The organism is Crinalium epipsammum PCC 9333, from assembly GCF_000317495.1.
GTDB classification, from domain to species: Bacteria; Cyanobacteriota; Cyanobacteriia; order Cyanobacteriales; family PCC-9333; genus Crinalium; species Crinalium epipsammum.
In genome coordinates this window covers 174,641-197,003 of record NC_019753.1, presented here as the reverse complement: position 1 = coordinate 197,003, position 22,363 = coordinate 174,641, and the positions used below count along the sequence as shown (strand labels likewise).

The window sequence follows — 22,363 nt, the reverse complement described above, 5'->3', positions numbered from 1 at the left end:
AGTAAATAAAAGTCAGAAGTGCGATCGCACTTGTCTTGTAGCTTAATAATAAAGAAAGGTACGTTTAACAAAATGTTAATGCACAAATTAAATTGTGATTTACTACTTAAAATTTATAATAATAATTATCCTATTAATTAGGATAAACCTGTGAGCTTTGACAATATTTGTAAGATATTAGCTGAAAAATATACCCGCGCTTTTGCGCGTTGGTTGCTAACCGAAGAACCGCAAAACATCAAGGTATTGAGAACTGAATTAAGCCTAGAACCGATTCGTGCTGATTTTGTCACATTCTTACAAACCGAAAATCGGATCTTACATATTTAATTTCGCTTCCTCTGCCTCTGTGCCGCTCTGCTTCCCCTGCCCGTCCTCTACCAAAATTGACCACATCCTGCCTTCCCCCCTTGCCAACTGCCCCCCACAGTTCCACACTGGACTTGGGAGTTTATTGGCAGTTTTGAGAGGTTTTTTGTGAAGAGAGTTTTAAGTATTATTCTCGGAGGTGGCGCAGGCACTCGCCTTTACCCCTTAACCAAGCTACGGGCTAAACCTGCTGTGCCACTGGCAGGTAAATACCGCTTAATTGATGTTCCCGTAAGCAACTGCATCAACTCAGAGATTTTCAAAATCTACGTTCTGACGCAATTCAACTCGGCATCTCTCAATCGCCATATTGCCCGCGCATACAACTTTTCTGGTTTTACGGAAGGGTTTGTAGAAGTGTTAGCCGCCCAGCAAACTCCAGAAAATCCAAACTGGTTTCAGGGTACTGCCGATGCTGTGCGTCAATATATCCATCTGTTAGAAGACTGGGACGTTGATGAGTATCTAATTTTGTCTGGTGACCATTTATACCGCATGGACTACCGCCAGTTTGTCCAACGTCACCGTGATACCAATGCAGATATCACCCTCTCCGTAGTGCCAATGAATGAAAAACGCGCCTCGGATTTTGGCTTAATGAAGATTGATGCTAATGGTCGAGTAGTTGATTTCAGCGAAAAGCCAAAAGGGGAAGCTTTAACCAAAATGCAGGTGGATACAAGTATTTTGGGGTTGACACCAGATAAGGCAAAGGAATTTCCTTACATCGCTTCAATGGGGATTTATGTCTTTAAAAAAGACGTGCTAATCAAACTGTTGAAACGCTCTCTAGACCAAACAGATTTTGGTAAGGAAATTATCCCAGCAGCTTCTGCTGACCATAATGTTCAAGCTTACTTATTTGATGATTACTGGGAAGATATTGGAACAATTGAGTCTTTCTATGAATCTAATTTGGCACTGACGCAGCAACCGCAACCCGCATTCAGTTTCTACGATGAGAAAGCGCCAATTTATACTCGCTCACGTTATCTACCACCTACAAAGTTACTTGATACTCACGTAACTGAATCAATGATTGGAGAAGGCTGTATTTTGAAAAAATGCCGTATTCATCATTCGGTTTTGGGTGTGCGATCGCGTGTTGAAGAAGGTTGTGTAATTGAAGATTCTTTGCTGATGGGTTCCGACTTCTACGAACCTTTTGGTGAACGTCAATCTAATTCTGAAAATAGCGTAATTTCCTTGGGAATTGGTGCTAACACGACAATTCGTCGGGCAATTATTGACAAAAATGCTCGTATTGGTTGCAACGTAACTATTGTCAATAAAGACAGAGTAGAAGAAGCAGAACGTGAGTCAGAAGGTTTCTATATCCGTAGTGGCATTGTTGTGGTATTGAAAAACGCAGTAATTCCAGATGGAACGGTAATCTAATAGTGAGTATTTTAGATTAAAGATTTAGGATTGTTAATCTTGAATTTTTAATCTAAAATTTCTTGCTCATTTTTTTTGTAAAGAATGGATTGTAAGTTAATAAATAGCAGAAAAAAAATATTTATGACACCTCAAGAAAAGCACTCATTAAATAAATCAAATGCGTAAGTTTGATTATTGAGATGGTAAGACTGATTATGCTGATTGGGCTTCCTGGTAGTGGTAAATCTACATTGGCACAACAGTTGCTTCTAGGAGACGAACTACTTCAAAGTAAGCTAATTTCCACAGATGCTATTCGCGCTCAGTTGTTTGGAGATGAAAGCATTCAAGGATCTTGGGTATTAGTTTGGAATCAGGTTACGCGACAATTTCGGCGAGCAGTTGAGCAAATTTCGCTTAAACACGCTTCCCAAGCGATTTATGATGCTACCAATGCTAGTCGCAAACAACGGCGGGAAGTCATTACATTAGCGCGTGAGTGTGGGTTTACCCAAATTACAGGCTTATGGGTAGACACGCCAGTACAAGTGTGTCTAGAGCGTAACCAGCGCCGTTCTAGGCAAGTACCAGAAGATGTGATTTGGCATATGTATCGACAACTCTATGATGTTCCCCCTGCTTTATCTGAAGGGATGGATCGCTTAATTCGCTTTAATACAAATGTATATCCTGGGATTATTATTGATACGGGGTTTCGCAAGTACGGAAATTGCGATCGCACTTATGAGCAAGAACCGCACTTATAGTACTTGACTTTTTTGATACCCTAAACTTGAAGTAAAAAAGTTTAAATCTAAATATTGAGACTAGCAATTCGAGTGCATTAATCATTTCAAATATCCCTGATGCCCCATCGTGTTTGTGAGCTTTCTCACCATCAGGGCAACATTAGCGCAAAAATCTAAACTAAATCTTAAGAGTACAGGAGACGCTAGAGCAATGGCAGCAACAGACTTTAAAGACTATTACTCAATTCTAAGTGTGAGCAAAACCGCTAGTGCCGATGAAATTAAGAAAAGTTATCGGCGTTTAGCACGTAAATATCACCCTGATATGAACCCAGGTAACAAACAAGCGGAAGCAAGCTTTAAAGAAGTCAGCGAAGCTTATGAAGTTTTATCTGATCCAGAAAAGCGCAAGACATATGACCAGTTTGGTCAATACTGGAGACAAGCTGGACAAGGTGGGTCGCCTTGGTCAGGTGGTGCAGGTACAAATGTAGATGTTGGTGGCTTCGACTTTAGCCAGTACAGCAATTTTGATGAATTTATTAACGAATTGCTTGGTCGTTTCGGTACTGCTGGCGCTAGTCCAGGCGGTGCTAATGCTGGAGGTCGCACCTATAACTATCGAACTTCGACGGGTTCAAGTGGTTTTAGCGGCTTTGATGGCTTCAATGATGTTTCAGGCTTTGACAACCGTACAACTACTGCTTCTGGTGCTGACAGAGAAGCAACTATTAACCTTAGCTTGTCAGAAGCTTTTCATGGTGTCCAAAAGCGTGTAAGTATCGGGACTGAAGTAATTGAATTTCGCATTCCCCCTGGTGCTAAACAAGGCAGCCGCATTCGCGTACGTGGAAAAGGTCAACTTAACCCTTACAACCAGCAACGGGGCGATTTATATTTAAATGTAGAACTTCAGCCACACTCATTTTTCCAATTTGAGGGAGATAACTTAGTCTGCGAAGTGCCTGTCACACCCGATGAAGCTGTATTGGGGGCGCAAATTGAAGTACCAACCCCCGATGGCACAGTTACAGTCAACGTACCTGCGGGCGTGCGTTCAGGTCAATCTTTACGTCTACGCGGCAAAGGTTGGGCAAAGCCCAAAGGTGAACGTGGCGACCAACTGGTGCGAATTGCCATCATTACACCCAAAGAAATCAGCCCAATTGAGCGGGAGTACTACGAAAAAATCCGTGCTAACCGTAGTTTTAACCCACGCAGTAATTTGCCACAAGTGCGACTCTAGACATCAGTTTTAAAAATTACACATTTCAATTGTTAATTGCTAATTGTTAATTGTCTTAGGAGTTGCTCAATTTCGGCGTTAGGTTCAATAAAAGAAAATAAATGCTTAAACAGCAACTTTCCCTGCTTATCTATTAAAAACTGAGCAGGTAGAGGCGCACCCAAAGCTTGACCAACTTGATAAATTTTAAATGTCCTACAGCTAGGGTCACTTAGTAATGGCATCTTTAATTTCAGGTCTTGGACAACCTTTTTACTCTGTTGGGTGTCAGTACTCGTAATCATTAGCACCTCAACGCCCTTAGCCGTAAACTGCTCATAATTTTCATTCATTGCCTTAATGTGTGGGTAGCACAAGGGGCAATATTGGTTTTCGGTGAAGATGCGAGTAAATGCTAGTAATACTGGTTGAACACCGCGATAGTCGGATAATTTTACTCTACGCCCGTTAGTAATATCAGGTAAATCAAAGTTAAAAACTAATTCTCCCAAACTTAGGTTATTTGTAGCAGGAATAGGTAAAAAGTTGCGGAAGAAACGTTCACTAAATAAACCAGTAAAATCAGTTGAGGTGAGCATAATTTGTGAAATTTTAGTTTATAAAAAAAATTAACTCAAGTAGTAATCTTGCTTGCTATCAATGTAAAATTTAGATGCGTCTTAGCTTACAACCATTAAGGGAGCAAGATGCTCCCACTAGAGATGAATATATGTTATCCCTGTTGAAATTAGTACAACTGCATTCAACTGGGATGGCTTGATGATTAAACAGAAGCAAAGTAGGTTTTAGACTTCACTGGATCAGGAACCATTGTTTGGTCGCCTGGTTGCCAACCAGCAGGGCAAACTTCGTCCGGGTGAGACTGAACATATTGAATTGCCTGGAGGGTGCGAAGGGTTTCGTCAACGCTACGACCAAAGGAGAGGTTATTGATGGTAGAGTGCTGAATAATGCCTTCTTTATCAATGATAAATAGACCACGCAGGGCAACACCCGCATCGGGGTCAAGAACGTTGTAAGCAGTACTAATTTCTTTTTTGAGATCGGAAACTAGAGGATAGTTGAGATCGCCGACACCGCCTGATTTGCGATCGCTTTGAATCCATGCTAGGTGAGAAAATTCGCTATCAACAGAAACGCCTAAAACTTCAGTGTTTATTTGCTGAAATTCTGCGTAGCGATCGCTAAATGCTGTAATCTCCGTAGGACAAACAAATGTGAAGTCTAGCGGATAGAAAAACAGAATTACATACTTACCGCGATAATCAGACAGTTTAATCGTCTTAAATTCCTGATCGACCACAGATGTTGCAGTGAAGTCCGGGGCGGGTTGTCCAACCCGAAGGCAGCCTTCTGTGTGGTGAGTCATAAAACGATTGCTCCTTTAGTGATCGAGTATCTGTGTCAGCATACAAGTCGCGGTTTATGTCGTCTGAGGACTTCCCCGTACAAACAACGACTGATTCTTTACGAATTGTTACTAATATTTTACAGTCATAACGTTTTTGAGTAAAACGACAAATTGATAGCTGTGCGATCGCTCAAAAAATGCCGATGACAATTAACCTTTGAAAATCTTTACTGTTGAGGTTACTTAACATAGGACTTACCCAGAAGAAATCACCCAACCCATTTATCAAGGGGACTTTCACCGTTTCCCCAATTGAATATGGAGCTTATGGGGATCTACCTATCAGGCTTCAACTGTCTAAGTTTTATAGCTCACCGCTAAGTTAATGCCCAAAACCTCTGCACCCTGAAGTTGCAATGTGTATCATAAATGATTTTTGAAAAACCTTATACAGTAACATAGTACTTACATTAAAATCTTCCGTATCCTTACTATATTTCTATGGATGGTCAACAGGTACGACGCTATAATTTTTCCATCAAGGTCATATATTACCTGTCATACCTGTACAAACAGTGGATATAGTAGCTCAAAGATCTGACCTAGATCTTGCGGATAATACTGATTAACAGAATTGACTAACTTTATTAATGCAGGCGTAGCCAGAATTACAACATGAAAGACAATGGTGTAAAAGATCACAAACGACTGCTGCTAATTGATGATGACCCTAACCTGATCTTGTTAGTTCAGGACTACCTTGTATTTAAAGGGTATGAAGTCATGACAGCAGAAAATGGTCGGGAAGCTTTAGAGGTTTTAGCCAAAGAAATTCCCGACATGATTATTTGTGATGTAATGATGCCAGAGATGGACGGATATGCTCTGGTTGAGCATATTAGACAAGATGCCCGCACAAGCTGGATTCCGGTGCTGTTTCTTTCTGCTAAGGGTCAAAGCCAAGATCGAGTCAAAGGTCTTAGCACTGGCGCTGATGTCTACATGGTGAAGCCGTTTGAGCCAGACGAACTGGTGGCGCAAGTAGAGTCATCGCTCAAACAAGCCAACCGTTTAATGCAGCACCCTAACAAAGGAGCAGAAGCAAACCCTAAAATTCAAGTCCCTGCTTCTGTTGAATTAACTCCGACAGAATTCAAAGTAGTTCAGTTTGTGGCGCGAGGGTTGGCAAATAAAGAGATTGCAGATGTGATGAATGTTAGCCAGCGAACTATTGAAAGTCATGTGTCGAATATGTTAGGAAAAACTGGTTTACATAATCGTACAGAACTAGCTCGCTGGGCGATTGAAAGTAGTATGGCGTAAATCTGTTTGAGATTTGATATCTTGATTTTGGATAATCAATCTAAAATCTCAAATCTTCTTATAAAAAATTTTTACCACGCATCTTCCTCTATATTTGATTGGCTCCAAATTTCTAATTTCAGTTCTTCTAGGTAGACTAAGGCGCTCTGAATTTGACTTGTTGTGCCTAGTAGTTCTAGGTCAAACCAGCCATCATCTCTGGCATTCGCTCCTAGTAATGCCCCTGCAATATTAACTGTTACGCCGTGTTCAGAAACTAGACGTGAGATTACTGGTTCTTCTTGAAAATTTTTGGGGATGCGAATTTTGATGCCGATTTTGGTTGGTCTATTGTCTATAGCAGAGTTTGTCATATTTTTATTGCTTGTTAATAAAACTTACGCTTGCACAATACGGGGGTCAGATGCCCACACTACTTATCGGGTCAGAGCAAGTTAATTTACCCTATATGTAGTGTGACTATCTTGGTCACTGAAGCTTTTTGTGTAAGTTCTGGTGAATTTCAAAACAATTGATCTGAGTAAGTACTGATTACCAGCAATATGCTTGATATTTAGGCTCAGATAAGACTTCTAGATCTAAGTCATTGAGATAAATTTGGGCGTTGCTAATTTGTTGGGCAGTGCCGCTAATTTCCAGGTCAAACCAACCATCGTTGCTGGTATTTGCTCCTAATATAGCTCCAGCAATATTGACTGTTAAACCATGTTGGGAAATCAAGCGGGAGATTACTGGTTCCTGACTGTAAAGTTTGGGAATACGAACTTGAAGGCGAGTTTTAGTTATTGTATTGTCTTGCTTAAAGTTAGCAGTTTTTGCTTTATTTTTACTATCATAAGTTTCTAATTGAGTATTTGAGAGATTGTTAATGTTTTGAGTTTTCATGTTAGTCTCCTAGCAGTGGTTCACAAATGGGTAAGTCCTGAATTGGTTATTCAACTTCTTTTATCTTGGTTTTATTCTCTAAAATTTCTTTGAGTACGAGGGTAATAAATGCCAAACCTGCAAGCAAAACTGCGGCTGAGAAGGAAGCTTGAGTTTGGTATTGCTTGTAAGCTTCCTCAACAAAAAGTGGTAATGTTTGAGTTTTACCAGTGATGTTGCCAGATACGACAGAAACCGCGCCAAACTCGCCCATCACTCTCGCATTGGTCAGAATTACACCGTATAGCAAACCCCAACTAATATTAGGCAGGGTGACGCGCCAGAATATTTGCCAATCGTTAGCGCCTAGTGTTTTAGCTGCTTCTTCTTGATCTGAACCAGCTTCTTCTAAAACGGGAATTACTTCGCGGGCGACAAACGGTAGGGTGATAAAAGCACTTGCCAGGATCATTGCAGGGGTAGCAAAAATAATTTTAATGTTTGCTGCTTCTAATAGTGATCCAAACCAGCCGTTGCGCCCATACAGCAATACAATCATTAATCCAGCTACAACTGGGGATACTGCAAAGGGAATGTCTAAAAGGCTAATTAGAAAGGTTCGACCTCTAAACTGATTCCTGGCAATTACCCAGGCTGCACAAAGTCCAAATACTGTATTGATCGGGACGACAACTAGGGCGATTAAGATTGTAAGCTGTATGGCATGGAGAAAATTAGGCTCTGTCAGGTTGTTAAAAAAAGGTGCAAACCCTTCTTTAAAGGCTTGTGCAAAGACGTTGATGGCGGGAATGAATAATATTAACGTCAGGTATGCGATCGCCACACCAATCAAAACTACTTTGATCCAACCACGTTCTTTGGCTTTTTTTGATGACTTAGAATCTGGTGATTGTGGATAAAAAGAATGCCCTGCTAAATCAGAGTTCATAACGTCGTCCCCAACTTTGTAAAAGATTAATTGCTAATAGGATTAACAAGGAAATTCCCAACAGAACTGTGCCAATCACGGTTGCGCCACTATAGTCATACTGTTCGAGTCTTTGGATAATTAGTACCGACGCGATTAAGTCCTTAAATGGAACGTTAGCAGCAACAATTACAATCGAACCGTATTCGCCAACTGCCCTAGAAAAACCTAGTGCGATACCTGTTAAAAGTGCTGGCATTAAGGGTGGTAAAACTACACGCCAAAACGTTTGCCATTGAGACGCACCTAAAGACCAAGCGGCTTCTTCAATATCCTTTTCTAGTTGTTGCAATACAGGTTGTAAGGTTCTAACAACGAAAGGCAAGGAGATAAATAGCATCGCTACGGCAACCCCTAAGCGAGTAAATGCTACTTTAATTCCTAACGGAGCTAACAGTGAACCGATCCAGCCGTTATCGCTGTAGACTGTGGCAAGAGTCAAACCAGCAACAGAGGTGGGTAAAGCAAAGGGTAAATCAATTGCAGCATCAATGAATCGCTTGAGCGGGAAATCGTACCGAACTAATACCCAAGCAATTAAAAACCCGAATACTCCGTTGATTAAAGCAGCGATCAACGATGTAACAAAGGTGACATCATAAGTGGCAAGAGCTATAGGACTGGTAGCAATTCTCCAGAAGTTAGCTGGATTTTCAGTACTAGCTTTCAATAGCAGGGCTGATACAGGTAGAAATAGCATCAGGGTGAGATACCCCAAAGTAATTCGCCAAGGCCAAGAAAGCTTACTAAGTTTGCGAAAGGGACTTTGCCAAATAGGGGTACGTTTGTGAGGAGCAGATACAGCCATAAGAAACTATGAAAGATAAAGTTCTAAATATCGTTAGTCTTCTAAAAACCGGAAATGGGGAATGGGAAATAGGGAATGGGGAATAAATTACTCCTCTCTCCTCCCTCCTCCCTCCTCCCTCCTCCCTCCTCTCTCATTACTAATTAGCTGCCAGCCTGAATTTTGTCAAAAATTGCTCCGTCATCGAAGAACTTCTGCTGTATTTCGTCCCAACCGCCTAAATCTTGGGCTGTAAAGAGAGTTTTGATGGGAACAAACTGTTTAGCTACTTCTTTTGCCACTGTGGGATCTACAGGTCGGAAGCCTACTTTGGCAAATTCTCTTTGTGCTTCAGGTGTGTAGAGAAACTTGACAAAGGCTTCTGCAACTTCTCTTGTGCCGTGTTTATCGACATTTTTATCTACAATTGCGATGGGATTGTCTATGGAGATATTAACATCAGGCACAACGTAAGGAAGTTTCTGCCCGTTCTGTGCAGCTAAAATTACTTCGTTCTCATAATTGATTAAGACATCTCCTTGACCTTGTTTGAAAAAGGCATCGCTAGCTTCACGAGCATCTCTAGGTAGTACGGGAACATTCTTGTAGACTTTTGTGGTAAATTCCTGAGCTTTAGCATCATCACCACCTGTTTTTGTTGCAGAACCCCATATTCCTAAGAAATTCCACCGAGCGCCACCAGATGTTTTAGGGTTAGCTGTAATTACTTTTACACCATCTTTTGCTAAGTCTTCCCAGGTTTTAATTCCTTTCGGATTGCCTTCACGGGTGACTAAAGCAGCAACAGATTTAGTCAAAATTGAATTATTAGGTGCTTCTTTTTCCCAACCTGGTTGGATGAGTCCAGCTTTCTCAATCTTCTTAGTATCAAGGGCTAAGGCTAAGGCTACAACATCTGCCTCTAAGCCATCAATGACAGCACGGGCTTGAGAACCCGATCCACCATAGCTTTGGCTGAAGGTAATGTTTTGGTTGTGTTCCTGTTTCCACTTTGCTGTAAACTCTGGAACGATTTTTTCGTAGGCGGCGCGGGTGACGGCGTAGGAGACGAGGGTTAGCTCAAGATCTCCGCTTTTAGCACCCGCGCTGGAATTACCACCGGAGTTATTTGGGGAGCAGGATGCGATCGCCACACTCAAACTCACTCCCACTAAAAACAGGGACATAAACCCCTTGAGGGAACTTGGCTTTAGCAAACTGAAAAGCCTTACTATTGACTGATTGGGTGCTACTATTTGAGTACTTTTTTCCCACAGACGCATCAAACGCTCTCCTTATACTCCGGTTATTCGGTCGGAATACCGCTATTTCTTATAGCCATAAATAATAGCGCAGATCACAGTGTTTTTGTACAGAGGGCAAAAATATTTAGTAAAACAAGCCTTGCATGGCATAATAAACAAAGGATTAATAGCAATAACGGCATCAGCGTTATTAATTTAGCTAAAAATCTGTTTGTCTATTGCAAATTCGTTAAAATTTGCTATAATAATTAATCGTGCTGGTGTAGCTCAGTGGTAGAGCAGCTGATTTGTAATCAGCCGGTCGCAGGTTCAAATCCCGTCACCAGCTTTATTAGATAAATAGTCGTTTCTACCAATAATGTAACTTTACCCATAAGCTTGTCGTAGTGGCAAAAATTATAGGTAAAGTCACATTAAAAGGCAATAAAAAAGCGCCCCCTAAAAGGAGACGCTTTTTGATTTAGTTTTCAGGCTAAAAATTAACCATTGATAGCTGGAGCAGTAAGAGCAACAGGAGCTTCAACACCAGCAGCCAAATCTAGAGGGAAGTTGTGAGCATTGCGCTCGTGCATTACTTCCATACCCAAGTTGGCGCGGTTGATGATGTCTGCCCAGGTGTTAATTACACGACCTTGGGAGTCAACCACTGACTGGTTGAAGTTGAACCCGTTGAGGTTGAACGCCATTGTGGAGATACCCAGAGCGGTAAACCAAATACCTACTACTGGCCATGCTCCCAACAAGAAGTGCAAGCTGCGGCTGTTGTTGAATGATGCGTATTGGAAAATCAAGCGACCGAAGTAGCCGTGGGCTGCAACGATGTTGTAGGTTTCTTCTTCTTGACCGAATTTGTAACCGTAGTTTTGTGATTCGATCTCGGTGGTTTCACGCACCAAGGAAGAGGTTACTAAAGAACCGTGCATTGCACTGAACAAGGAACCACCGAACACACCTGCTACACCTAACATATGGAAAGGGTGCATCAAGATGTTGTGTTCTGCTTGGAATACCAACATGAAGTTGAATGTTCCACTGATTCCTAAAGGCATACCATCAGAGAATGAACCTTGACCAATTGGGTAGATCAAGAATACTGCTGTGGCTGCTGCTACTGGTGCTGAATATGCTACGCAGATCCAAGGACGCATACCTAAGCGGTAAGACAATTCCCATTCACGACCCATGTATGCAAAGATACCGATCAAGAAGTGGAAAATTACCAACTGGTAAGGACCGCCGTTGTAGAGCCACTCATCTAAGCTGGCTGCTTCCCAGATTGGGTAGAAGTGCAGACCAATAGCGTTAGAAGAAGGTACTACTGCACCGGAGATGATGTTGTTGCCGTACAACAATGAACCAGCTACTGGTTCACGGATTCCGTCGATGTCTACTGGAGGTGCAGCGATGAATCCGATGATGAAGCAAATGGTGGCGCTTAGTAGGGTAGGGATCATTAATACTCCGAACCAACCTACATAGAGGCGGTTCTCGGTGCTGGTGACCCACTCACAGAAGCGTTCCCAAACGTTGGCGCTTTCGCGACGTTGAATGGTTGTAGTCATTTGTGAATAATGGCGATTTAATTTTCTAGGTTCAAAGTAGTTTTTGCTACCTTAATTATTACATTAACGCCAATGTTGCTTTTTGTAAAGGGGTTAGCAAAAAAATTTATTTTGTGCTGGGATTCATCCTGGTGGCCATTTCAGTTGGCGACCGCCGAGAATATGTAAATGCAGGTGGTTAACGGTTTGACCGCCATCGTCACCATTGTTAATCACGACACGGTAGCCGTTACTCAGTCCCACTTGTTGGGCTACACGCTTAACAGTTAAGAGTAAGTGTCCCAGCATTGCGTGGTCTTGTGACTCGGCATCGGCTAATTTTGGCAGAGGCTGTTTGGGAATTACTAAGATGTGTACAGGCGCTTGCGGGTTAACATCTCTGAAGGCAAGGGCGATGTCATCCTCATAAACAATATCCGCAGGAATTTCCCGACGGATAATTTTGCCAAAAATGGTATCTTCTGTGGCACTCATGCTAGTTTCGCTAATTCTTTTAGCTGCATTTTAGCGATATTAGGGTAATTTATTAGCTTTTTAGGCGATCGCGTAGCAACTCCTGCGGAGTATCGCCCCAACGCTGACTTTTCAGTTCGCAGGCTTTATACTTTTTTTGCAGTCTCTAATAAATTGATGTGCTAGCTAGAGTCTGGAGTGGATCAATTGTTGGCATCGACGCAGTTAAGGTAGGCGTTGAGGTAGATGTATCAGGAGGGCTACCAGGAATAGTACTTGTAGGGTTGCCTGATGCTGCGGTGCAGGAATCTAGAGAACGGGTGAAGGCAGCGTTGAAAAATGCTGGCTATGCCTTCCCTCTGCGGAAAATTGTGATTAATTTAACTCCTGCTGATTTACGCAAGGAAGGTCCCAGCTTTGATTTGCCGATTAGCGTGGGAATATTAGCTGCTTCTGAACAGGTAAGTGCTGAATTATTGGGAGATTACCTCTTTTTAGGGGAAGTTTCCTTAGATGGTAGTTTGCGTCCGGTTGCGGGTGTTTTACCCATCGCTGCTGCTGCCCAAAGGCTAGGGATTACAGGTTTGGTTGTGCCTGCGGATAATGCTAAGGAAGCTGCTGTAGTTCAGAATTTAAATGTTTACGGCTTTAATAATCTTTGGGATGTTGCAAAGTTTCTTAACGAACCTGAGAAATATCAGCCTGTAAAGTTGGATGGTGTGCAGGAATTAAGGCGTTCTGCGTTTACAGGAGCAGATTTAAAAGATGTCAAAGGGCAAGCACACGCTCGTCGCGCTTTAGAAATTGCTGCTGCTGGCGGGCATAATTTAATCTTTGTGGGACCGCCTGGTTCTGGTAAAACTATGTTAGCCAGACGCTTACCAGGAATTTTACCACCATTGAGTTTTGAGGAGGCGCTAGATGTTACTCAAATTCATTCGGTGGCAGGGTTACTTAAGAATCAAGGATCACTGATGAGTGATCGCCCTTTTCGCAGTCCTCATCATTCTGCATCTGGTCCTTCTTTGGTAGGTGGTGGTAGTTTTCCCCGACCAGGGGAAATATCTCTAGCTCATAGAGGTGTGCTTTTCTTGGATGAATTAACGGAATTTAAGCGGGATGTACTGGAATTTTTACGGCAGCCTTTGGAAGATGGTTATGTCACAGTGTCTCGCACTCGTCAATCTGTAATGTTTCCTGCTCAGTTTACTTTAGTGGCAAGTACAAATCCTTGCCCTTGTGGTTATTTTGGAGATTCTATTCAACCGTGTACTTGTTCACCTCGCCAACGAGAGCAATATTGGGCAAAGCTTTCAGGACCTTTGATGGATAGAATTGATTTACAAGTGGCTGTTAATCGTTTGAAGGCAGAGGAAATTACTCAACAACCATTGGGAGAAGAGTCTGCGCCAGTGAGAGAGAGGGTACAAGTAGCACGCGATCGCGCCCGTACTCGTTTCACAGAGCAAGGTTTGCGTTGTAATGCACAGATGCAAAGCAGTCACTTACGCAATTGGTGTAAATTAGATGATGCTAGTCGTAATTTATTAGAAAATGCTATTCGGAAATTAGGCTTATCTGCAAGAGCGAGCGATCGCATTCTGAAAGTGGCACGTACTATTGCTGACTTAGCTGGCGATGACAACCTCAAAACGTCTCATGTTGCTGAAGCCATTCAGTACCGCACCATTGACCGAATGCAGTAACCAAATAACCTAAGTGGATCTACGGATAAAAAAGTAAACCTTAGCCAAACTTCGGTGATTCCCACGAGCAAAACTAATGGAGATGAATAGTATATTAAAAGCATGGAATAGGTGACTAGCTGAAAGCCACTATAGTAGAAAATCTTATATTTAACTATTGAATCCCACTTGCCTAGTATTGGCTGGTGGGATTTTTAGCAAAATTAATAGTGCCTATTTAATAAATTTTGCCATTGTTCGATTGATTAAAATATCCCATAACTAATGTATTTTCTAAAAGAATAATCACAGCTATAAGGTAGAATAAGTTCTGATTAAAACCGAAAGTTTCCCCCCTCCGTGTTGCATCAAACTTTGCTGGGAGGCGGGGTTTTACATTTAACTAATTTGACCTACCAATTAACGACTAACTATCAGCAATTACCTCATTAACAGGGAAACGATCAATTAGTTGAATAGCACGAATAGCATTGCGCTGTAACGATCTTGATATATGCGGTACATGAGGAATTTGTGATAATAAATCCACAGTTCGGCGTAACATCCTGACGATATCGCCTTCATCTAAATTAGTATTCCCGCACAAATCAAACCATTCAACCCCTAATGCCCACTGTTCAACAATGCCAACCAACTCATACTCTAACCAGACTGGTAGAGTAACTTGATAGCGTCGTTGTAGTTGGAATAACTGTCGCCTAACGTTTCGTACTTCAGTTAAAGCTTCTACTGCTTGATTAGATAGTGAGTAATTTGTCCAACTGTCAGGACGTGCTGTTTCGGTAACTAAAGCACATACGGCGGCGGCTAGGTGGTGTGGATCAAGTTCATCTAGCGCACCTGATGTAATTGCTAAACCCAGCCACAATTCGTTATCACCTCGAATTGCTGCTGCGGCTTCTCCCAACGGCGTTGGATTCAAATCTTGCAACGCTCCCATGCGTCGTAAGATTTCAATTAAATCTGTAAATTCCTGCCAATGGTGTGCAAGTTTTGCCTGAAGCATTTCTTGGCGTTTGCAGATTTCTTCTTGAATTCCCATACGTCTGCTCTGACGTTTGAGCAATGTAGAAGGATTTCCCCATTGCCAGATAGGATGATGATCTACCTCGGCTTTGAGCATTTCTACTTGTTTCAGTTGAGCTATTACTTCTGGTGCAACTGCTGGAACTGAGGCATGAGGAATCATTGTAGCGATCGCATCTGTCACATTTGAACCACTACGAGATTGACCAGGCTTGAAAGTTAACTCTGGGGGCGATTCTAGAAATTCAATATCTTTTACTCCCAGGTTCGATGGTAGTTGTGGTAATTTGCCATGCAACCCTACAACATCATTTGTGGTGACTACATACCATTTGTTATCTTTTCCTAAACACAACAAATAAGGAAATTGACCAGCGCCAGCTACCTTAGCAACTAAGACTGCGGGAAGTGGTGATGATACTGGTACATACTTACCCTTCAAGCTCAAGATCGTACCAGGATTAGCTTGGAGTAGTCCCAAGCTAATTTCCTTGGCTTGTACTTCTTCTGCTTGATGTTGCAGAATTTTTAAGAGTCTGCGTTCTTCTTTGAGTCTTCCTTGGAGTTTTTCATATTTTTGAAGCAGTTCAATATTGACAGGTTCTAATAAACTATCAATTAGCTGTAGTTCGCGGTTTAAATCTGCGATCGCTTGAACTTGAGGTTTTAAGTGTTGCGATGCTGTATATTGAGCAAAACTACGCTCCACCAACTCTTGCGCTTCTTCCAATTCGTGGGTTTGCAGCAAATTTAACACCATGCCATAGCTAGGTGTAAACTGACTCACCAACGGTTCTGCTGATGCCGTTGCTAAATAAGCCGCTTCCTTAGCACCTTCAAATCGTGTCTGTAACGTCACCACATAACCTGTGGTATCCATCCCCCGACGACCTGCTCTACCAGCCATTTGCAGGAACTCAGAAGCCTTCAGCAAGCGATGTCCATCGTCAGTACGCTTGGAAAGGGTAGAAATTACAGTAGTTCTGGCAGGCATATTAATACCTGCTGCCAAGGTTTCTGTAGCAAATACCACTTTCACCAACCCTAGCCCAAATAATTCTTCTACTAACCCCTTCCAAGCAGGTAAAATTCCGGCATGGTGAGCCGCAATACCGCGATAAAGCGGTTCAACTTGTCCAGCACGACCTGCATCAGGGTTACGGGCTAAAAAGTCGTCAATTCGCTGCTTGAGTTCCGCAGTTTCTGCTCGATTTACCAGCATTAACCCTTTCAACTCTTCAACTGCCTGATCGCATCCCCGACGACTGAAGATAAAGTAAATCGCGGGTAGCATATCCCGTTGCGCTAACTGATTGACGATAAAACCTAAAGCGGGAGTTTCTGGACGCGCACCTTTACCTTTGCTGGTATCTGATTTGCGTTTAGCGATCAGACGGGGGTTAATTTTTTTCTTGTAATCATCCAGTAAAGGAAATAAACCTTTGGGATTACCAAAATAAAACTGTAGAGGAACAGGTCTAAAGTCAGAGTAGATTAATTCTGTTGGTCCATGAACGCTGCTAATCCAAGCTGTTAAATTTTGACTATTAGAAACAGTTGCGGATAAAGCCACTAACTGAATTTCTGGGGGACAGTAAATAATTGATTCTTCCCAAACTGTTCCGCGCTGGCGATCGTTCATGTAGTGGCACTCATCCAGCACTACTGTTTCTACGTGCGCCAAGGATGTACCAACTTCACCAATCCGAGTACCATAAAGCATATTACGGAAAATTTCCGTGGTCATTACCAGGATCGGTGCTTCCCGATTTACGGAAATATCGCCAGTGAGTAATCCCACCATATCGTTACCAAATTGCTGGCGGAAGTCGCGCAGCTTTTGGTTAGATAGTGCTTTTAGGGGTGTGGTGTAAAAAACTCGACCACCCCGCGATAACGCTCTATAAATCGCATATTCTCCAATTAAGGTTTTTCCTGAACCTGTTGGGGCGCATACGACTACAGAACGACCCGCATCAAAAGCTGCGATCGCCTGATACTGAAATTCATCGAGATCAAACGGAAAAAGGGTTTTGAGATTAAGGTCTTGAGAGGTAGAAAACTGGTTCACGAAAGATTTTTCCAAATGGGGAGCAGATTCTCCTATATTTTTCTTAACAATAAGCTGTATAGGTTATATCCAATTATAAATTGACAAAGCTCCCGCGCCCCCGTACCTTTTAGGTGGGAGATAATAGAAATGCGACTACAACTTAGGCAAAATTTCCGGTAGCAAATAACCTGGAACTTTAGAAAGTGCCATATTCTGCCCCTGTAAGCCAAGTTGTTGATAAAAAGCTTTAATTGTTTTAATTACATAATTTAAGCTATTAGTGCGATGCTCAGGTTGATCGCTTAAGCTTTGCAAAGCTTGTAAATTTTGAGCTAATGCTGCTTGCAAGTGAGTTGATTTAGCTTGATCAGACAATGATAATTTTTGATGTGTTGCTAACTGGTAATGAGCTAGTCCTAAATTGTTTTGTGTACTAACTACATCAAAAGTTAGCTGCTCTGTGGGTGTGCTATTTGCTAACTGTTGAGCAAGTGCGATCGCTATTTGATAGGCGACAATACATTTTTCTATATATTGCATCCAAACTTCGGGCGTATCTTGATAATACTTCGCTATGTGCCAATAAGCTGTACCCAAGTTATTCTGTGTAGCAGCACAAGCTGCTGGCGCTAAATCGGCTCGGCGATATTTCAATGCTTGATGGTAAGCCTTAATTGCCAGTTCTAAAAAGGTGGTTGATTGTTCATATTGTGCTAAATTCCAATAGGTAGTTCCCAGATTGTTCTGAATCATCGCCCAGTTTAAGGGTTCTTCTTTGGGATTATAATAATTGAAGGCTTCGGTATAAGAAGCGATCGCTTGTTGCAACAGTTGAACACATAACTGTTGATCTACCTGTTGAGCAAGATGCCAATAAGCTGTGCCTAAATTATTCTGCGTCGAGGCATACTTAAGCGGATCATCTTCGGCAGGACGATATCGCAAAGCTGCTTGATATGCTTCAATTGATAGTTGTAGATTATCAGCAGTGTCTTGATAACCTGCTAAATCATTGTATACTGCACCCAAATTATTCAAAATCATCGCGCAGGTGTGGGAGTTATCTCCACTGATCTTGCTCAATGCTAACTGATAAGATTCAATGCTACGTTGAAGAAAATTTAAAACCGCTGGTTCTCCTGTTTCTAAGGTAATGTCAGTAAATCTAGATAGCATCCAATAAAGATTTGCGATATCATTAATTACTTCTGGCACTATCGGCGATGCTTGTTTTTCTAGCCATATCAATGCTTCTTCATAAGCTTTTATAGCTTCCATCAAATTTGATGAAGTAACATCTCCTTCCTCAATGCGATCGCGATAATGATTCCCTACACTTAGATAAGCTTCAGCGATTGCCTCTGGTGATTCCTCTTGCTGTTGCGATCGCGAAATTTCATGTATAGTTAACGGATGTAATAAATCCTGTCCTACAGTTTGCTGTACATCATTACTACTGACAACAGTTGATTCATATAAACTTAAATTTTTACTTTCCTCAGTTTCATCTACTAAAGAAGATAAAGAATAATTTTGATTAATAATAGCTAAAGAAGATGGAGAAGTTAATTCTTCTTGCTTGATACTGCCATCAACATCATCTATATAAAAATTATTTGATAATACAATGTCTTTCTCGGCATTGTGTTCATTTGTTTCAGTTAACTGTTCTTCTAAAGCTTTTTGTGTTACAGGAACTTCCTGATTATTTTCGCTAAAATTGGCTAAGTCACGGGTAAGAATCTGCCATACCTTTTCCTGAGCTACTGGTGTCTCTTCGACTTCTGTTAAGCTAGTTTCCAGCCTCCGCTTCGCCTCTGGTTGCGGATTACTAATTTTTGTTAAGGAAGTTGGTTCTCCTTCAAATTCAAATAAACCTGTGTGCCACTGCCAAAACTCTGGTACTGATTCTTGGATAGTATAAAACCAAGGTCGAGGCAACCAGATTAACAAACTAGCCTCTAGGCGAGGAAAATTACGTCCGATTACTTGTAAGCATCTGAGGAATGAACGCTGTATATCTGCTGATTGCCTGGTTAATAACTCGACACCCAGAATTTGGAAGGTATATAAAGAACGCTCAAGCTGTTGATGTTGAGTAATCCATTGAGCAATATGAGCTAAAAAATTCGGATTACTGGGGTTTAATTGCAGGGTGATTAATTCACCATTTGCCACTCCACTTAGCGATTCAGCCGATGGAGCAGCTAATTCCGTTGTTAATTTTTCAGCTAAGTGATTGCGAAGACTAAAATCATCACATACGGAAACTAAAATTTGGCGACGCAAACCTAGACTCAACACTCGTCTCAAGCGTTGATAGTTTTCTATATTCCAGCCCGAAACCTTTTGGGTAGAAGAATCGGTCACGATCATTAGCGGCAATTGGGTGTGGCAGATGGCAAGAGCGCACTAGCTTTAATCGTCGTATTGGGATTAAGGCTGGTGTTATTCTTCTGTATTCAAAGTCTGTTTGCCTGCTTCAGGATTAAAGTTCTCAAATCACCAAGAATGTTTTAAACTTCTTTGAAGATTAATGTTTTTATATTAAGCTAATCTGCATCTATAGAAAAAATAATTGCTTAGTGAAACTTAATCTAAAATATCCTTAAATTTCACCATTTAGGAAGATGCCGCCTGATTTAAAGTTGGGTTGCTTGTACAAAACTTAAACTGTAATTCGAGATTTATCAAGAAAAATAGCAATAAAAAATCTTTTAACTTAAATAAATACTTATATTAAAGGTTGTAGTTAAATTAGTAGGTGAAATCAATACATTTTTATGCTTTTGCTCATTTTTTTAGGGGAGAGTTACTTTATATCTATTGAGAGAGTTATAGCAAGAAAAAAATTGACAATGTAGTAGTAAGTCTTTAAAAAAACTTTTCCAAATTTTAGGATAAGAAATATGGGCATACAAGATTTGTTCAAAGGTTTACCTAATTTCTTGCAAGGCGATCGCAAGGACGATCGCGAATACGACGATCAAGAACGTCATTCCAGATCCCGCGATGACGATCGCGAACCCAGATATCGTGACGAGCGCAACGATGGCGATCGCGAACATAGATATCGTGACGATCGCGACGATGACCGCGAACACAGATATCGTGATGAGCGTGACGATGATGACGATCGCAAACACAGATATCGCAATGAGCGCGACGATGATGAGGATGACGATTAAAAAATCTAGTCGTAATGCTCTAGCTACTTTAAGCTGCTAGGAAAAACGGGAAAAGGATAAAGTCAAAATAACTTCTCTGCTTGTGCTTTACCCTTTCCCCTATTACCAAAACCGAAATATTGTCTAAAAATGCTAAGTTTTGCTCAACAGATTCAAAAGCTACAAACCCTTAGCAGATCCTTCGCCGCGCGGATCAGCAGCACCTTCTAAAATGCCATTCGGTGTCTGTTCAATAGCATTAGCATTACCCCAATAAGGCTGCAATTCAATCTTTTGACCTCGACGGCGCAAATCCGCCAAAGTTGCTGGATCAAAACCCCAACGATCTACCCTCACAGTATCAGGTAGCCACTGATGATGTATTCTTCCGGCTGAAACTGCCTCACTGACATTCATACCGTATTCCAGCACGTTCAAAACAACTTGTAGCACAGTGGTAATGATCGTGCTACCGCCAGGAGCGCCTACTGCCATGCGTAAACGTCCATTTTCGGTGACAATTGTTGGTGTCATGCTGGATAAGGGAATTTTGTTAGGCGCGATCGCATTTGCATCTCCACCCACTAACCCATAAGCATTCGGTACACCAGGCGCAGCCGCAAAATCATCCATCTCATCATTGAGCAAAATTCCTGTACCAGGAACAACCACACCAGAACCGAAGCCATAATTAACAGTAAAAGTTAAACTCACTGTATTACGCTGGGCATCAACTACGGTTAGATGAGTAGTATCAGAAGATTCTTTGATTAATTTAGGTTGTGCGTTAGCAGGAATATTACCTGGAACTTCTGAGGAAAATTGCGATAACGTTGATCGCGCGGCTGGCTTAACTTCAGTTGAAGGACGTGCCGTTTCCCTCAAGATCTCCTGCCTTCTTTGAGCAGCATAACCACGACTGGTAAGAGCTTGAATTGGCACTTTTACAAAAGCAGGATCGCCTAAATATTCCGAGCGATCGGCATAAGCAATCCGCATTGCTTCTACCATCAAATGTAGAGCATCAGGATTGTGCCATCCTAGAGATTTCAAGTCAGTATCACCGATGATGTTCAATATTTGCAGCAAGTGAACACCACCAGAAGAAGGCGGTGGCATTGAACAAACACGATATTGACGGAAATTACCACAGACAGGTTTGCGCCAAGTAGGTTTGTAAGCTTTGAGATCGTTGAGGGTGATTAAGCCACGATTAGCACTCATATCACGAGCGATCGCACGGGCAATATTACCTGTATAAAAATTATTAGGATTTTGAGCGATCGCCTCTAAAGTTTTTGCTAAATCTCGCTGAACTAACCGTTCTCCTCGTTGAAATGCAACGCCATTTTTGCTAAAAACTTGACGAGCCGCAGGATTTTTAAGTATTGCAGCTTTTCGATCATTAAAAGCAGTAACAAAGCCATCGCTAACAATAAAACCATTACGAGCTAAATTAATTGATGGTGCGACCACCTCAGACCATTTCAACTTGCCATAACGTCGCTGCAACTCATACAATCCAGCTACAGTCCCAGGTACGCCTGCTGATAAATGACCATCAATACTAGCTTGCGGTTGTACCTTACCATTAGCATCAAGATACATATTCCGAGAAGCTTTTTGAGGTGCGCGTTCTCGGAAATCCAAAGCTTTAATTTCCTTAGTAGAATTCCAATTTAATAATAAGAACCCACCACCACCAATGCCAGCAGAAAAAGGCTCAACAACTGAAATAGCAAAAGTTGTTGCTACTGCGGCATCAACAGCATTACCACCCTTCCGCAACATCGCAACACCCGCCTCTGTCCCCAAGGGATGAGCAGAAACAACCATTCCCTGTTTACTTTTTGCTGGTCGTAAAAAAGCCGCCGTTGCTTCTGGACAATTAACCAGGGATATAGAGATAGAAAAAGAAACCAGTGCAACAGCTAAACTTTTGCACTGGTGAAATAATTTAATCATCACAATTAACAATTAACAATTAACAATAATAGGGAGTTGGGTTCAGTGTTCCTCAGCATACACCCAATTGCTTGTAAGCTGCCCACCATACCCAAACAAAACTCTTAAT

The 22,363-nt window shown here is 41.7% G+C and carries 19 protein-coding genes and 1 tRNA gene; 8 read left to right on the top strand and 12 right to left on the bottom strand.

Annotated features, from left to right (window positions below):
• Positions 1–150: 150 nt before the first annotated feature.
• The 4 genes from CRI9333_RS00780 to CRI9333_RS00765 all read left to right on the top strand — a co-directional run bounded on the left by CRI9333_RS00780 (position 151) and on the right by CRI9333_RS00765 (position 3,744).
• Complete coding sequence (locus CRI9333_RS00780) at positions 151–330, top strand: hypothetical protein (protein WP_015201302.1); 180 nt, start codon at positions 151–153, stop codon at positions 328–330.
• 147 nt (positions 331–477) lie between these two features.
• Positions 478–1,767 (top strand): glucose-1-phosphate adenylyltransferase, encoded by a 1,290-nt coding sequence (locus tag CRI9333_RS00775; protein WP_015201301.1) that lies wholly within the window; start codon positions 478–480, stop codon positions 1,765–1,767.
• A gap of 182 nt (positions 1,768–1,949) precedes the next feature.
• Entirely contained in the window at positions 1,950–2,516 is a 567-nt protein-coding gene (locus CRI9333_RS00770; protein WP_015201300.1) for an AAA family ATPase, read from the top strand.
• A gap of 193 nt (positions 2,517–2,709) precedes the next feature.
• A complete protein-coding gene (locus CRI9333_RS00765; RefSeq protein ID WP_015201299.1) occupies positions 2,710–3,744 on the top strand; it encodes a DnaJ C-terminal domain-containing protein in 1,035 nt (344 codons plus the stop codon).
• A gap of 32 nt (positions 3,745–3,776) precedes the next feature.
• Here the strand turns inward: CRI9333_RS00765 and CRI9333_RS00760 are convergent, their stop codons facing one another.
• Together CRI9333_RS00760 and CRI9333_RS00755 are read right to left on the bottom strand one after the other, a co-directional pair.
• Entirely contained in the window at positions 3,777–4,322 is a 546-nt protein-coding gene (locus CRI9333_RS00760; RefSeq protein WP_015201298.1) for a peroxiredoxin family protein, read from the bottom strand.
• A gap of 185 nt (positions 4,323–4,507) precedes the next feature.
• On the bottom strand, positions 4,508–5,113 hold the full coding sequence (locus tag CRI9333_RS00755; RefSeq protein WP_015201297.1) for a peroxiredoxin: 606 nt from the start codon (positions 5,111–5,113) through the stop codon (positions 4,508–4,510).
• A 657-nt stretch (positions 5,114–5,770) separates the two neighbouring features.
• Between CRI9333_RS00755 and CRI9333_RS00750 the strand changes: the two genes are divergently transcribed.
• Positions 5,771–6,418: a response regulator transcription factor gene (locus tag CRI9333_RS00750; protein WP_015201296.1), complete on the top strand. Its 648-nt coding sequence runs from the start codon at positions 5,771–5,773 to the stop codon at positions 6,416–6,418.
• Between the two features lie 71 nt (positions 6,419–6,489).
• On the opposite strand, the gene CRI9333_RS00745 is transcribed toward CRI9333_RS00750, so the two are convergent.
• The 5 genes from CRI9333_RS00745 to CRI9333_RS00725 all read right to left on the bottom strand — a co-directional run bounded on the left by CRI9333_RS00745 (position 6,490) and on the right by CRI9333_RS00725 (position 10,340).
• Positions 6,490–6,771 carry an NIL domain-containing protein gene (locus CRI9333_RS00745; RefSeq protein ID WP_015201295.1) on the bottom strand — a complete coding sequence of 94 codons (282 nt, stop codon included), beginning with the start codon at positions 6,769–6,771 and terminating at the stop codon, positions 6,490–6,492.
• 178 nt (positions 6,772–6,949) lie between these two features.
• On the bottom strand, positions 6,950–7,303 hold the full coding sequence (locus tag CRI9333_RS00740) for an NIL domain-containing protein (RefSeq protein ID WP_015201294.1): 354 nt from the start codon (positions 7,301–7,303) through the stop codon (positions 6,950–6,952).
• Positions 7,304–7,349: 46 nt separating this feature from the next.
• Entirely contained in the window at positions 7,350–8,231 is an 882-nt protein-coding gene (gene cysW / locus CRI9333_RS00735; RefSeq protein ID WP_015201293.1) for a sulfate ABC transporter permease subunit CysW, read from the bottom strand.
• On the bottom strand, positions 8,221–9,078 hold the full coding sequence (cysT, locus tag CRI9333_RS00730) for a sulfate ABC transporter permease subunit CysT (RefSeq protein WP_015201292.1): 858 nt from the start codon (positions 9,076–9,078) through the stop codon (positions 8,221–8,223). The genes cysW and cysT overlap by 11 nt, the downstream gene beginning before the upstream one ends.
• 143 nt (positions 9,079–9,221) lie before the next feature.
• On the bottom strand, positions 9,222–10,340 hold the full coding sequence (locus CRI9333_RS00725) for a sulfate ABC transporter substrate-binding protein (protein ID WP_015201291.1): 1,119 nt from the start codon (positions 10,338–10,340) through the stop codon (positions 9,222–9,224).
• 238 nt (positions 10,341–10,578) lie between these two features.
• On the opposite strand from CRI9333_RS00725, the gene CRI9333_RS00720 reads away from it, so the two are divergent.
• Positions 10,579–10,650: transfer RNA gene (locus CRI9333_RS00720), tRNA-Thr, on the top strand.
• 151 nt (positions 10,651–10,801) lie between these two features.
• On the opposite strand, the gene psbA is transcribed toward CRI9333_RS00720, so the two are convergent.
• Positions 10,802–11,884, bottom strand: coding sequence for a photosystem II q(b) protein (psbA, locus tag CRI9333_RS00715; RefSeq protein WP_015201290.1), 1,083 nt, complete (start codon positions 11,882–11,884; stop codon positions 10,802–10,804).
• Between the two features lie 123 nt (positions 11,885–12,007).
• Positions 12,008–12,358, bottom strand: coding sequence for a histidine triad nucleotide-binding protein (locus tag CRI9333_RS00710; RefSeq protein WP_015201289.1), 351 nt, complete (start codon positions 12,356–12,358; stop codon positions 12,008–12,010).
• 158 nt (positions 12,359–12,516) lie between these two features.
• Here CRI9333_RS00710 and CRI9333_RS00705 point away from each other — a divergent pair, with 158 nt between their 5' ends.
• The gene (locus tag CRI9333_RS00705; RefSeq protein ID WP_015201288.1) at positions 12,517–14,043 is read left to right on the top strand and encodes a YifB family Mg chelatase-like AAA ATPase; all 1,527 of its coding nucleotides are present in this window, start codon (positions 12,517–12,519) and stop codon (positions 14,041–14,043) included.
• A gap of 406 nt (positions 14,044–14,449) precedes the next feature.
• On the opposite strand, the gene CRI9333_RS00700 is transcribed toward CRI9333_RS00705, so the two are convergent.
• Entirely contained in the window at positions 14,450–17,140 is a 2,691-nt protein-coding gene (locus tag CRI9333_RS00700; RefSeq protein WP_015201287.1) for a DEAD/DEAH box helicase, read from the bottom strand.
• Between the two features lie 135 nt (positions 17,141–17,275).
• Positions 17,276–19,498: a tetratricopeptide repeat protein gene (locus CRI9333_RS00695; RefSeq protein ID WP_015201286.1), complete on the bottom strand. Its 2,223-nt coding sequence runs from the start codon at positions 19,496–19,498 to the stop codon at positions 17,276–17,278.
• A gap of 533 nt (positions 19,499–20,031) precedes the next feature.
• On the opposite strand from CRI9333_RS00695, the gene CRI9333_RS00690 reads away from it, so the two are divergent.
• Positions 20,032–20,310 carry a hypothetical protein gene (locus tag CRI9333_RS00690; RefSeq protein ID WP_015201285.1) on the top strand — a complete coding sequence of 93 codons (279 nt, stop codon included), beginning with the start codon at positions 20,032–20,034 and terminating at the stop codon, positions 20,308–20,310.
• A gap of 159 nt (positions 20,311–20,469) precedes the next feature.
• Here the strand turns inward: CRI9333_RS00690 and ggt are convergent, their stop codons facing one another.
• Positions 20,470–22,254, bottom strand: coding sequence for a gamma-glutamyltransferase (gene ggt / locus CRI9333_RS00685; protein WP_015201284.1), 1,785 nt, complete (start codon positions 22,252–22,254; stop codon positions 20,470–20,472).
• Positions 22,255–22,363 lie beyond the last annotated feature (109 nt).

Coding starts and splice junctions, on each gene's coding strand:
- CRI9333_RS00770 (WP_015201300.1), top strand. CDS start 1,950: ATGGTAAGACTGATTATGCTGATTGGGCTTCCTGGTAGTGGTAAATCT.
- CRI9333_RS00765 (WP_015201299.1), top strand. CDS start 2,710: ATGGCAGCAACAGACTTTAAAGACTATTACTCAATTCTAAGTGTGAGC.
- CRI9333_RS00760 (WP_015201298.1), bottom strand. CDS start 4,322: ATGCTCACCTCAACTGATTTTACTGGTTTATTTAGTGAACGTTTCTTC.
- CRI9333_RS00755 (WP_015201297.1), bottom strand. CDS start 5,113: ATGACTCACCACACAGAAGGCTGCCTTCGGGTTGGACAACCCGCCCCG.
- CRI9333_RS00750 (WP_015201296.1), top strand. CDS start 5,771: ATGAAAGACAATGGTGTAAAAGATCACAAACGACTGCTGCTAATTGAT.
- CRI9333_RS00745 (WP_015201295.1), bottom strand. CDS start 6,771: ATGACAAACTCTGCTATAGACAATAGACCAACCAAAATCGGCATCAAA.
- CRI9333_RS00740 (WP_015201294.1), bottom strand. CDS start 7,303: ATGAAAACTCAAAACATTAACAATCTCTCAAATACTCAATTAGAAACT.
- cysW (WP_015201293.1), bottom strand. CDS start 8,231: ATGAACTCTGATTTAGCAGGGCATTCTTTTTATCCACAATCACCAGAT.
- cysT (WP_015201292.1), bottom strand. CDS start 9,078: ATGGCTGTATCTGCTCCTCACAAACGTACCCCTATTTGGCAAAGTCCC.
- CRI9333_RS00725 (WP_015201291.1), bottom strand. CDS start 10,340: ATGCGTCTGTGGGAAAAAAGTACTCAAATAGTAGCACCCAATCAGTCA.
- psbA (WP_015201290.1), bottom strand. CDS start 11,884: ATGACTACAACCATTCAACGTCGCGAAAGCGCCAACGTTTGGGAACGC.
- CRI9333_RS00710 (WP_015201289.1), bottom strand. CDS start 12,358: ATGAGTGCCACAGAAGATACCATTTTTGGCAAAATTATCCGTCGGGAA.
- CRI9333_RS00695 (WP_015201286.1), bottom strand. CDS start 19,498: ATGATCGTGACCGATTCTTCTACCCAAAAGGTTTCGGGCTGGAATATA.
- CRI9333_RS00690 (WP_015201285.1), top strand. CDS start 20,032: ATGGGCATACAAGATTTGTTCAAAGGTTTACCTAATTTCTTGCAAGGC.
- ggt (WP_015201284.1), bottom strand. CDS start 22,254: ATGATTAAATTATTTCACCAGTGCAAAAGTTTAGCTGTTGCACTGGTT.